This window comes from Acinetobacter sp. Gutcm_16 (genome assembly GCF_028649355.1).
Taxonomy (GTDB): domain Bacteria; phylum Pseudomonadota; class Gammaproteobacteria; order Pseudomonadales; family Moraxellaceae; genus Acinetobacter; species Acinetobacter johnsonii.
Genome location: NZ_JAQSUV010000033.1, coordinates 46,234 through 58,012 on the forward strand (window position 1 = coordinate 46,234; position 11,779 = coordinate 58,012).

The following is an 11,779-nucleotide window of genomic DNA, read 5'->3' on the forward strand; positions in this document are numbered from 1 at the left end:
GATGTTTTTGATATCTCAAAACAATAGCGTTAAATAATCAAAGTTCTGACTTTGCACGTTTCAAGGCAGATTGCCATTGTTGTAAGTGAAACTCACGTTGATCTGGACTCATTTTGGGTTCAAAAGCACGTTCAAGCTGCCAAGACTGTGCAATTTCATCCAAACTTGAAAATACGCCACACCTTAACCCTGCCATGGCCGCTGCGCCCCATGCGGTCGACTCCTGCATCTTAGGGCGTAGTACAGGCACATTTAAAATATCGGCTTGAAACTGCATCAGCATGTCATTTTGGCTGGCACCACCATCGACGCGGAGCTCTTTCAGCGGCTGCTGGATATCGGCTTGCATGGCGGTCAGTACATCAGAGACTTGAAAGGCAATGGACTCTAAGGCTGCGCGAGCGATATGGGCCTTATTGGTTCCACGCGACATTCCACATAAGAGGGCACGCGCTTCACTGTCCCAATGTGGTGCACCGAGTCCAGTAAATGCCGGAACTAGCATGACGCCATCGGTATCTTGAACTGTACAAGCTAATTTTTCAACATCGCTACTTTTTTGAATAATGCCTAAATTATCTCGTAGCCACTGAACAATCGCACCGGCCATAAATACACTGCCTTCTAGGGCATAAGTGGTTTGATGTTGCGTTTTCCAACCCAGCGTCGAAAGCAGTTTGTTCTTACTGTATTGAACGGTCTCGCCTGTATTGAACAGCATAAAACAACCTGTGCCATAGGTATTTTTGGCAGTCCCAATGTCCAAACAGGACTGTCCAAACAGCGCAGACTGTTGGTCGCCTAATATGCCTGTAATCGGAATATTGGCACCGAGTAAGCCTGCCGCGGTATCGGCGACATAGGTGTCCGAGTTGATGATTTTTGGCAGTAATGCAGACGGAATATTAAATAGATCTAACAGCTCTTCATCCCACTGCTGGGTACTTAAGTTCATGAGCATGGTGCGAGAGGCATTGCTGACTTCGATGACATGTTGAGCACCTTGGGTAAGATTCCAAATCAGCCAACTATCAATCGTGCCAAAGGCCACATGCCCCTGTTCAGCCAGTGTGCGTAGACCATTGACATGCTCGAGTAACCAGACCAATTTTCCTGCACTAAAGTAAGGGTCAATTCGGAGTCCAGTTTTGGATTGAATCTTATCTTTTAAGTTTTGCTGTAGGAGCTGATTGCACCATTCAAATGCGCGACGGTCTTGCCAGATAATGGCTGGTGCAAGCGGCTGTCCTGTACGTTTATCCCATACGACAGTTGTTTCTCTTTGGTTAGTAAGACCAATTGCTTTGATGTCTTTGGCTAAAATACGAGCAGAAGCCAGAGCCTGCTGTACAACAGCAATTTGTGAGCTCCAAATCTCTTGGGCATCTTGTTCTACCCAGCCTGATTGTGGGGTGTGTATACGTGTTTCGCGTTGCGCCGTTGCCTGAACTTGACCTTGTTCATTGAAAATAATGGCACGACTCGAAGTGGTTCCTTGGTCGAGTGCAAGTAAGTAGCTCATAAATTATTTTATTGTTGGACTTGAAAACCAAAATATTAGCGCAATTATATAATTAAGCGCATCAATATGTGTGTTTGTTTAGAAAATAGATCGTATTTTCTAGCAACTATGCTATGATTACCGCTACTTTGGGGGTGTTTCTGGCTTCGACGCTGGTGATGAAACTCATAGATGCATGTCGAGAGCGCATTTTCTCTCGTAAATCAAATTTGCATTTTTTAGTCGCAAACGACGAATCATACGCTCTAGCTGCCTAAGGGCAGCTTGTCCGCCTCTCCGAATACTTGTGGTTAGAGAGTCCGACTGAAGCGCACGCACACAAGTCCGTATAAAACTAAGCCTCGGGGTTTTGTACTAAATTAAGAGGATCGCGATTTGTACCCTGTTCGTCGGGTCACAAAGAGTTAAAACAGTAGACGATATCTAAGCATGTAGTATTCTCGAGCGTAGTGCTGGCGGACGCGGGTTCAACTCCCGCCACCTCCACCAAAATTCTTTCCGAAGTAATCCATCGGAATCTAAAAAAGCCTTTAAACTCAATGTTTAAGGGCTTTTTTATTGGCTGTATTGTCCGATGCTGTCCTAAGCGATTTGACCCTATTTTTGCTTTGTGTGGGTAAAAATTGGCAAAATTTACCCAGAATTAACACAACAAATTCTGGTTAAAGATATGTCACTCACAGATGCAGAATGTAGAAAAGCTCAACCGAAAGACAAGCAATATCGTCTATCAGATTCACATGGTTTATCGCTGATTATTACGACTAAAGGTCAGAAGTATTGGAATGTCCGCTATACCGTTCATGGGCAGCGTCAATCTGAGTCACTAGGTCCTTACCCAGAACTTAGTTTGAAAAAAGCTAGAGAAATGGCTTATGAACTTAAGTATAAACATTCAAAGTCAGTACTTCATGAGGATATAAAGCCTTTCTTTAAAGAAGTAGCTGAAGATTGGTTTGAGAATCAGAAGGAAACATGGTCTCTAAAACATATTAGCAATGTACGAGCCTCTTTAGATGAACTTTATATTGCTCTAGGCAATAAACGCATCAATCAAATTCAGGCACCTGAAATATTGCAAATTATTAAAAAGATAGAGGCCAGAGGGTCGCTTGAAGTGGCAAAACGGACTTTATCCCGCTGTGGCATGGTCATGAAGTACGCGATTGCACACGGCTATCGCTACGATAATCCTGCAGGCGATTTAGTCTATGCACTAAAAAATAAGCGTGTGAAAAATTTAGCATCATTACCTGCTTCAGATATGCCTGAATTTCTAAGAAAAGTTAGAGCTTACCCAAGCGATCAGCAAACCCATCATGCCATTATCTTAATTATGCTGACAGGTGTTAGGGTAAGTGAATTACTGCAATCGCGCTGGGAAGAGTTTGATTTGGAGGGGCGTAAGTGGGATATCCCAGAAAAACGCATGAAGAATCGTCTTCCGCATCGTGTGCCGTTGACGGACATGATGATTGAGGAACTAAAAGCTTTAAGACTTACCCATAATCAGGAATTACTTTTTCCTCATCGTCTAAGTAATAAAGAACCGATGCGTAGTGAGTCTATTTTGGCCGTGATCAAACGTTCGGGCTATGCCGGTCGGATGACCACACATGGTTTTAGGTCACTATTCAGTACAGTCGTAAATGAGTCAAATCTGTTTAATCCCGATGCTATTGAACGCCAGCTTGCTCATGTTCCTCAAAACAGAATTCGCTCAGCCTATAACCGTGCACAGTACTGGGATGAGCGAGTGAAAATTATGGAGTGGTATGGGGAATATGTTAAAACATGGTTGCAATAATAAATTAAAAACAGATTTAGAGATCGTTAGGCTAACGATCTCTATCTATCAAAAATATTTAATACTTCATTTTACCTCTTTCATCCAGCAGTGTAGCTTCATATTCTTTCAGGATTAATTTTTCAATAACCTGATCTCTACGTAGATTTTTAAACTTTGCTAATTTTTCTAATTGTTCCTGCGTGCTTTTTGTAAGTGGGATATGATAAGGTTTTTTCGCTTTTCCAGAGTCTCTAAACTTCTTTTGACTCCAAGTTTTTTTCATACGCTCCATAAATAATTTCTTATCAGATGGGATTCCATAAGATTGATTGTCAAATGAAGCCAGAATTGCACTATAAAGTTCTTCATTATTTTGAGGTGGATGAAATGGGTTGATATTTTTATAGAATTTATTTAGATATTCCCATGCCCATGTTAATTGCATTTTATTTGATTTATCCAACCAGGCAGTCTCTTTTTCAGGAGTTTTAATTGTTTCCCATTCTCTTTTTTTATTTTGTATCAAGGTGATTTTTGAATTTATATCTAAAATAATTATAGAGTCTAATGTTGATAAAAAATCTTTATATAGTGTGTTATTAACTCCGATTGGTAATGTCAAATTAAGATCCAATTGAATTCTGGTTAATAACCATATTAATTTTCTATTATCATTATTATCTATCCAATCTAAGTGTTCTAAGGGAACTAAATTATTTTCCATATTGATTTTTAGATTTTTTATATACTCCTCTTTGTTTTGAAGATTATTTATATAGCTAATTAATATTTGTCTTTTTTGTGTGATTGATGAATGGGGTCCTAACGAGTATATTTTAAACATTTGTAAAAAAACCCATGCCCACTCAAAACCTCTATCTCCGAAACTTGCAAGACTTTCGGGAATAAAGCCTTCTTGTGTAGCTATCATCCAACCGTCATTACTATTACTTTGCATTTCTTATCACTATGTAGATTTATTTATAAATTATTAGTTATTTTTTTATAAAATTCTAGTAGATTTTTAGTGAATTTATAATAAATTTTAAGTGATATACAAATAGTGTTTTATATAGATATAGGCCATTTTTTACTGAAAATTGCCTTTTTATATGCATAAAAAGTAAAAATCATGATGTCAAATATCAATTTTCTAAAAACTAAGTCGTCGATGTGAATTTTTAGCCAATCCCTATGAAGAAGGATTAAAGTCAAATGATGGCTTACAAGTTGTGGCTTAAAATTAACTTTAGCTTGTTCATGTTGACCAAGTTTAGGCTAGTGAAGTGTCGGATTGTAATGTGTTCTTAAGGGGGAGTAGCTATCCAGCTTAGCTGGTTATTAATATTATTAAATACTTCTATATATCTTGATTCATATGTATAGGCTATATTTTATAAGCATATTTATGGCTATTAATTTTTTACAGAATAGTAAGTGATATGAATCCTAACATGATGAGTATCACGACATGAATTTGACTACACTAATTTGGAATGAATCTAATCTTTGTACTGCAATTGAAGATTTTGTTTATAGCGTTTGTTTTGAACAGATGAGTGAACAACAATTCAAACAGTCATTCAGTACATTATATGAAGCCTTTCAGTATTTCTATTCAGCACAGCTTCACTACACGGTATCCATCCAATATTTTATTCAGTGTAAGTACTGGATTGATCATTTTCTAAATGGGCAACCTGCATCATACATCTTAAATATTGATACTCAGCAAGTTCAAACCCTATGCTGTGTACTCTATCAATATCAAAATGAATACTGGAAAGAACAAGCTCGTTTTATCCAACAAGAAAACCAGAATCGAAATTCACTGTATCAGTATCTGACTAAACTCATTACACACTATTCTGAACTGTTATTTGTACGTGTTGATTTGGGTTATCTCGAAGAACAACAGGTCTATATAGGTATTCAAGATGTTCAACAGCATATGGATATTTTAAGAAGTCGTATAGCAAATCAAGATGGATGTTTCATAGGTTTACAGGGCTATGCATGGGCATTAGAGCAGGGGGTAGATAAAGGCTATCATTGCCATTTATTGCTGATCTATGATCCATCTAAACGTATGAGTGACTGGTATCTTGCTGATCAGGTTTGGCAAATGTGGAAAAGTATTACAGGTAATCTGGGATGGTACTTTAATTGTAATACTACGGAGCATAAGCAGCAGTTTAAGGAACTTAATCGATTAGGTGTAGGACATATCCAGTGCAATGTTGCATTGGAAATCAGTAATGCATTGAATGCTGCTATGTATCTGGTCAATCCTGAAAAGTATGCACAGCATTTACGAGTCAAAATACCGTATATGCGTAGCTTTGGTACGGGTCAATTTGAAGTGAATTGGCGTAGAGGTGTAGCAAAAACCTTACAGCAATGTGGATTCTAGGTTAGATCACCATTAAAAAGTTACGGCACTCCTAAGTATATGAAATAAATAACTTAGGATGTGTTTTACCATGACGACTTACAATGAATCTCAAACATTTTGTGAAATTGAAACCTTTATTCTGTCGATCTTAGCCAATCAAATCAATGTTGAACAATTCAAACAGCAGATCATTCCCTTGATTAAGAAATCTAGACGTTTCTTTGTAGATGGGAATAATTACATCGCAGCAATCATTGTGTTTAAGTTACTTGAGCAGATCATCTTTAAAGCGAATGCGTTTAAATTCTATGATTCTATTCAAGACTTACCTGAGCATGTAGTGGAAGGTTTTATCAAATACGTACATGATCAAGCTGGTTTGATTGAAGTGGACTATCAATATGATCAGAACGAGTATAAGAAACAGGTGAAAAAGGCTGAACGCTTTCTATTGGAGTGTATGCAGCAGCAGGATCAATTGACCATCTTTCCAATTTGTTTAGGGATTCAATCTGAAGCGCTATCAGTAATTCGCTTATATGGTCTAGATCTTTACCTCAGTGCTTTTCTAAAGTTAATTCGATCTAGAGATACTGAGCTGTTTCGTTCAATTCACTCTGTGATTTGGCAGATTAAACATGATCCAGAGCAGGGCTATTATGTTCAGTTATTCTGTATCTATGCTGGACAAGCACAAGCTGTCACTCTAACGGATCATGCACGTAGAATCGGTGAGCAATGGTTGGAGGTCACCAATGGTTATGGTGCCGTTTCATTCGAAGAGCATGATTTAAAAGGTATCTCAGTGAATTGTTTGGATGACAAGCAGATTCAACGCGCTTTGCAAGCTGTAAAAAACCGTTTAAACAGCCATGCCAATAATCATTACTTAAGAGTGACAAGGCATCGTAGAAAAACCTTTGATTGTCAGCGGATAGTTCTAAGTTTGGTTTAAATGGTTGCTTTCTGTTTTGAGCGACTGTTTGATCATTATTTATCTTTTATGATTTCGTCACCAATCCAGTTTAAAAAGTGGTTCACTTTGAGAATGTTCTCATGGGTACGTGGATAAACTAAGTGGTGTGCAGAGATGGGTACGGATAAGTCATCCGGAAAGACTTTGACAAGTTTGCCTGAATCTAGATAATTTTGGGTAAGTAAATTGCTTTCTAGGACAAATCCAAGCCCATGAGTTGCAGCTTCAAGTGACATATATGAGCGATCAAAACTAAAAGTATAAGGAAATTCAGGAATGCTTAACCCTTGATGTGCAAACCATTGGGGCCATGTCACGAGAGTGGACTTTGATAAAATTAATTCTTTTTTTAGTAAATCTTTAGGCTTAGAAACAGGACTGCGCTCAAGTAATTTGGGGGAGGCAAGAACTTCTAATTTTTCACTTCGAACCGTTCTAATTTCGACGCCTGTCCAATTCGGAATACCATGACGAATATCAATATCAATTTTATCTCGTGTGAAATGAAGGTTTTCATAAGAGCAAGATAAATTTACCTGAATGAGAGGATATTGTTCTTTAAATGATTCCAATCTTGGCAATAACCACAGAAGTCCAAAGCTAGGTGAAGAATGGATATATAAACTATCTTTTGGGCTTTTATCTGATGCTTGTTCAGTCGCTAACATCAAATTATGCAAGATAGTCGTTACATCTTGATAATAACGTTCACCAGAAGGTGTTAAGGTCACTCCGCGTGCGCCCCTTATAAATAAGCTTTGACCAATCATTTCTTCTAGTTTTGCTATTTGATGACTGACAGCAGATGGTGTGAGGCTCAAAACCTCTGCCGCTTTTGCCACATTTCCTAACCGAGCAGTTTGTTCAAACGCTTGTAAGGTTTTTATTGCAGGCACTTGATTGTAATTTTTTTCACTATTGTTCATTTAAAATTCCATTTTTCTTTCGAATATCAACTAAAAATATCATAGGCATGAATATTATTCATGCCTAGTTGAGTTTAACCTTATTGCTGCTCACTGTGAAAAAAGAGAATCTAGCGATGAATAAATATGTTGAAGAAAAGAGGAATAGACATGTTACTACAAGGAAAAGTAGCGTTAATCACAGGTGCAGCATCTGAACGTGGTATTGGTCGTGCAACAGCAGAAATCTTTGCACAGCAAGGCGCCAAAGTCATTATTGTTGATCTAGATCTTGCGCAAAGCCAGCATGCGGCTAAAGCATTGGGCGAAAGTCATTTAGGTCTAGCAGCAAATGTTGCTAATGAAGAACAAGCATACGCTGCTGTGGAACAAGCCCTTCAACACTACGGAAAAATTGATATTTTGGTCAATAACGCAGGCATTACCCAACCTGTAAAAACATTAGATATCAAGCGTAATGATTATGACCGTATTTTGGATGTCAGTCTGCGTGGAACGCTCATTATGTCTCAGGCTGTAATTCCCTCAATGAAAGAAAACGGTGGAGGAAGTATTGTGTGTTTATCATCCGTTTCGGCACAACGAGGTGGTGGTATTTTTGGAGGTCCACATTACAGTGCTGCCAAAGCTGGGGTTTTAGGATTAGGTAAAGCGATGGCGCGTGAATTTGGTGCTGATAATATTCGTGTCAACTCACTTACACCAGGTCTTATTCAAACAGACATTACAGGTGGTTTAATGAATGATGATCGTCGTCATGACATTCTTGCAGGAATTCCACTTGGTCGCTTAGGTAAAGCACAAGATGTTGCCAATGCAGCATTATTTTTAGCCAGTGATCTATCAGCCTATTTAACAGGTGTAACTTTAGACGTAAATGGCGGAATGCTGATTCATTAAAACTCAGTATTAGTATTAGAAAATTCAAAATAGAGACATGGCCACGAGAGGATATTGTGGCCAAATGTAAAGGGACTCGCATGATGGATACCGTATTTTCATCTGATACAGATGCTATTCGTAAATCTGCATATCGAAAAATTGCATTTCGGCTGATGCCATTTTTAATGCTTTGTTATTTTTGTGCTTACTTAGATCGTGTAAATGTTGGTTTTGCCAAACTTCAAATGATGAGTGATTTGCAGTTTAGTGAAGCTGTTTATGGACTCGGTGCAGGTATTTTCTTTATAGGATATTTTTTATGTGAAGTACCTAGCAATATTGTGCTTCACAAAGTTGGTGCTCGACGTTGGATTGCTCGAATCATGATTACATGGGGTATTTTGTCAGGCTGTTTTGCATTTGTTGAAACAGAATGGCAATTCTATACCTTACGCTTTTTACTCGGTGTTGCTGAAGCAGGGTTAGCGCCAGGTTTATTACTTTATCTTACATATTGGTTCCCCTCTTATCGTCGGGCCCGTATGACTGTGCTGTGGTTTATTGCGATTCCAATTTCAGGAATGATTGGTGGCCCTCTATCTGGCTTAATCATGGATCAAATGAACAATGTGCAAGGATGGCATGGCTGGCAATGGATGTTTGTGCTTGAAGCTATCCCTACAGTGGTTGTTGGTTTGTTAGTCCTCGCAGTTTTAAAAGACTCTGTGCAAGATGCACATTGGTTAACGAGTGCTGAAAAGAATTTAGTTCAGCAAGAAATCGCTCAAGATAATCAACAGAAAGAAGGGCATAGCAGTATTAAAGACTTCATTAGTGATAAACGCTTGTGGTTACTTGCTGGAATCTACTTTTGTGTCGTAATGGGACAATATGCAATTACTTTCTGGTTGCCGACATTAATTCGTAACTCGGGTATTAGTGATAACTGGCATATTGGCTTGTTGACCAGTCTACCTTATATGTGTGCCATAGTTGTAATGCTGTTAGCAGGTCGTAGCGGAGATCACTTTAGAGAGCGTCGCTGGCATTTAATTATTCCTATGTGTGCTGGTGCAATTGCACTGACCTTCGCAACATTGTTTGCCTCAAATCTAACCCTATCGCTAATTTGTTTATGTATTGCGGCATCAGGTGTACTCACCGCATCTTCTTTGTTTTGGATGTTGCCAACCAACTTTTTAGGTGGTGTTTCAGCTGCCGCAGGTATTGCTGGAATCAATAGTTTTGCCAATCTCGCTGGATTTTGTTCTCCGTTTCTCATCGGCTGGATTACCACTAATACAGGTTCGAATGCCATAGGTATGTTCTTAATCACAGCAGTCTTAGTTGTCGGCGCCAGCCTAGTACTGCGCGTTCCAGCAAAACTGGTTAATCGTTAATAAGAGAAGTTAATCATGTCAAATATTAATAAAGAAGCTCGTATTGCTGAACTACAGCAACGTGCATATAACATTCGTCAACATGCGTTACGTATGGGACAAGTACAGGGTCAAGGTTATGTTGGACAGGCCTTAGGTGCAGCTGATCTACTTGCAGTTTCTTATTTTCATGCAATGAAATATCAGCCTGAGAACCCTGAGTGGGAAGGACGAGACCGCTTTTATCTTTCAATAGGTCATTATGCAATTGCTTTATATGCTGCTTTGATCGAAGCAAAAGTTATTCCACTTGAAGAACTTGAAACGTATGGTTCTGATGACAGTCGTTTACCTATGTCAGGCATGGCAACGTATACCCCGGGTATGGAAATAACAGGGGGATCATTGGGTCATGGTTTAGGCATTGCGGTAGGTGCTTGCATCGGATTAAAGCAAAAGAAATCAGAGTCTTTTGTTTATAACTTCCTATCAGATGGTGAGCTCAATGAGGGCTCGACATGGGAAGCCGTCATGTCGGCTTCACATTGGAAATTAGATAATCTAATTGCAATTATTGATGTGAATAATCAGCAAGCCGATGGGCATTCAAGTGAAATTCTAGCTTTTGAACCAATTGTAGATCGTTGGCAGTCTTTTGGTTGGTATACCCAACGCGTAGATGGCAACAATATGGAAGCTTTACTTGATGCTTTCGATCAAGCGAAAAGCCACGAAGGAACATGCCCAAGAGTCATTATTTGCGATACCAAAATGGGTAAAGGTGTTTCATTTTTAGAAAGCCGTGAAAAAACACATTTTATTCGCGTGGATGAGCGCGAATGGGATGAAGCTTTAAATATATTAACCCATTACGGCAAATAAGGAGTCTAGATCCATGAGCCAATTAGCGAACTCTCCTAAGAAAAAATTAAAAACGTCTGCAATGATTGCTTCGATTGCTGCAGAAGGGCAACCAACCAAGTCTGCACCATTTGGACATGCTTTAAATGCACTAGCGAAAGAGCGTGATGATATTGTTGGATTATCAGCAGATCTATCCAAATATACAGATTTGCATATTTTTGCGAACCAAAATCCTGACAAGTTCTTTCAAATGGGAATGGCAGAACAACTCCTAATGAGTGCTGCTGCTGGATTAGCTCGAGAAGGCTTCGTTCCTTTTGCCACGACTTATGCTGTCTTTGCTTCACGCCGAGCTTACGATTTTATCTGTATGGCGATTGCCGAAGATAATCTAAATGTGAAAATTGTAGCAGCCCTTCCTGGTTTAACTACAGGATATGGACCAAGTCACCAAGCAACAGAAGATATTGCCATTTTCCGTGGAATGCCAAACCTAATGATCATTGATCCATGCGATGCATTGGAAATTGAACAGGCTATTCCACAGATTGCTGCTCATCAAGGTCCTGTTTATATGCGCTTGTTGCGTGGTCAAGTTCCATTGGTACTGGATAAATATAATTACCAATTTAAATTGGGTAAGGCCCAAGTCATTAAACCTGGTAAAGATCTTTTGATTATTTCTACTGGATTACTAACTATGCGTGCGCTTGAGGCTGCTGAAGAACTTGAAAAAGAAGGAATTGAGGTTTCAGTTCTACATGTCCCAACCATTAAGCCTCTTGATGAAGAAACGATTTTAGCTGAAGTTGCAAAAGGAGGTCGACCTGTACTTACTGCTGAAAATCATTCTGTGGTTGGGGGCTTAGGTGAAGCAGTTGGAACCTTGTTATTAAGAAATGGGCAACATCCACGTTTTGACATGATTGGGTTACCCGATGCATTTTTAGATGCAGGTGCACTGCCAACACTACATGATCGTTATGGTATTTCTACAGAAGCCGTTAAAGAGAAAATTAAAAATCATTTAACCTAAGAGAATCCAA

The 11,779-nt window shown here is 39.0% G+C and carries 10 protein-coding genes and 1 other RNA gene; 8 read left to right on the forward strand and 3 right to left on the reverse strand.

Annotated features, from left to right (window positions below; all coding sequences use genetic code 11):
- Positions 1-37: 37 nt before the first annotated feature.
- Positions 38-1,522 carry a glycerol kinase GlpK gene (gene glpK, locus PTT44_RS10740; RefSeq protein ID WP_273795642.1) on the reverse strand — a complete coding sequence of 495 codons (1,485 nt, stop codon included), beginning with the start codon at positions 1,520-1,522 and terminating at the stop codon, positions 38-40.
- A gap of 130 nt (positions 1,523-1,652) precedes the next feature.
- On the opposite strand from glpK, the gene ssrA reads away from it, so the two are divergent.
- Together ssrA and PTT44_RS10750 are read left to right on the forward strand one after the other, a co-directional pair.
- Positions 1,653-2,011, forward strand: a transfer-messenger RNA (tmRNA) gene (gene ssrA, locus PTT44_RS10745).
- Positions 2,012-2,192: 181 nt separating this feature from the next.
- Positions 2,193-3,329, forward strand: a complete 1,137-nt coding sequence (locus PTT44_RS10750; protein WP_168158536.1) for a tyrosine-type recombinase/integrase — start codon at positions 2,193-2,195, stop codon at positions 3,327-3,329.
- Between the two features lie 58 nt (positions 3,330-3,387).
- On the opposite strand, the gene PTT44_RS10755 is transcribed toward PTT44_RS10750, so the two are convergent.
- The gene (locus tag PTT44_RS10755; RefSeq protein WP_168158535.1) at positions 3,388-4,269 is read right to left on the reverse strand and encodes a hypothetical protein; all 882 of its coding nucleotides are present in this window, start codon (positions 4,267-4,269) and stop codon (positions 3,388-3,390) included.
- A gap of 513 nt (positions 4,270-4,782) precedes the next feature.
- Between PTT44_RS10755 and PTT44_RS10760 the strand changes: the two genes are divergently transcribed.
- Together PTT44_RS10760 and PTT44_RS10765 are read left to right on the forward strand one after the other, a co-directional pair.
- A complete protein-coding gene (locus PTT44_RS10760) occupies positions 4,783-5,724 on the forward strand; it encodes an inovirus-type Gp2 protein (RefSeq protein WP_168158534.1) in 942 nt (313 codons plus the stop codon).
- A gap of 70 nt (positions 5,725-5,794) precedes the next feature.
- The gene (locus PTT44_RS10765; protein ID WP_168158533.1) at positions 5,795-6,661 is read left to right on the forward strand and encodes a hypothetical protein; all 867 of its coding nucleotides are present in this window, start codon (positions 5,795-5,797) and stop codon (positions 6,659-6,661) included.
- A 35-nt stretch (positions 6,662-6,696) separates the two neighbouring features.
- Here PTT44_RS10765 and PTT44_RS10770 read toward each other — a convergent pair whose 3' ends face one another.
- The gene (locus PTT44_RS10770) at positions 6,697-7,578 is read right to left on the reverse strand and encodes a LysR substrate-binding domain-containing protein (protein ID WP_168158585.1); all 882 of its coding nucleotides are present in this window, start codon (positions 7,576-7,578) and stop codon (positions 6,697-6,699) included.
- Positions 7,579-7,758: 180 nt separating this feature from the next.
- On the opposite strand from PTT44_RS10770, the gene PTT44_RS10775 reads away from it, so the two are divergent.
- The 4 genes from PTT44_RS10775 (at position 7,759) to PTT44_RS10790 (ending at position 11,769) form a co-directional block, all read left to right on the forward strand.
- Positions 7,759-8,508, forward strand: a complete 750-nt coding sequence (locus tag PTT44_RS10775) for an SDR family NAD(P)-dependent oxidoreductase (protein ID WP_168158532.1) — start codon at positions 7,759-7,761, stop codon at positions 8,506-8,508.
- 83 nt (positions 8,509-8,591) lie between these two features.
- Positions 8,592-9,890: an MFS transporter gene (locus tag PTT44_RS10780; RefSeq protein ID WP_215904343.1), complete on the forward strand. Its 1,299-nt coding sequence runs from the start codon at positions 8,592-8,594 to the stop codon at positions 9,888-9,890.
- Positions 9,891-9,905: 15 nt separating this feature from the next.
- Positions 9,906-10,751 (forward strand): transketolase, encoded by an 846-nt coding sequence (locus PTT44_RS10785; protein ID WP_168158530.1) that lies wholly within the window; start codon positions 9,906-9,908, stop codon positions 10,749-10,751.
- Between the two features lie 13 nt (positions 10,752-10,764).
- Positions 10,765-11,769 (forward strand): transketolase family protein, encoded by a 1,005-nt coding sequence (locus tag PTT44_RS10790; protein ID WP_168158529.1) that lies wholly within the window; start codon positions 10,765-10,767, stop codon positions 11,767-11,769.
- Positions 11,770-11,779 lie beyond the last annotated feature (10 nt).

Bases quoted from the DNA above. Each gene is read 5' to 3' on its own strand.
- PTT44_RS10785 (WP_168158530.1), top strand. From the start codon at position 9,906: ATGTCAAATATTAATAAAGAAGCTCGTATTGCTGAACTACAGCAACGT.
- PTT44_RS10775 (WP_168158532.1), top strand. From the start codon at position 7,759: ATGTTACTACAAGGAAAAGTAGCGTTAATCACAGGTGCAGCATCTGAA.
- PTT44_RS10760 (WP_168158534.1), top strand. From the start codon at position 4,783: ATGAATTTGACTACACTAATTTGGAATGAATCTAATCTTTGTACTGCA.
- PTT44_RS10765 (WP_168158533.1), top strand. From the start codon at position 5,795: ATGACGACTTACAATGAATCTCAAACATTTTGTGAAATTGAAACCTTT.
- glpK (WP_273795642.1), bottom strand. From the start codon at position 1,522: ATGAGCTACTTACTTGCACTCGACCAAGGAACCACTTCGAGTCGTGCC.
- PTT44_RS10780 (WP_215904343.1), top strand. From the start codon at position 8,592: ATGGATACCGTATTTTCATCTGATACAGATGCTATTCGTAAATCTGCA.
- PTT44_RS10790 (WP_168158529.1), top strand. From the start codon at position 10,765: ATGAGCCAATTAGCGAACTCTCCTAAGAAAAAATTAAAAACGTCTGCA.
- PTT44_RS10755 (WP_168158535.1), bottom strand. From the start codon at position 4,269: ATGCAAAGTAATAGTAATGACGGTTGGATGATAGCTACACAAGAAGGC.
- PTT44_RS10750 (WP_168158536.1), top strand. From the start codon at position 2,193: ATGTCACTCACAGATGCAGAATGTAGAAAAGCTCAACCGAAAGACAAG.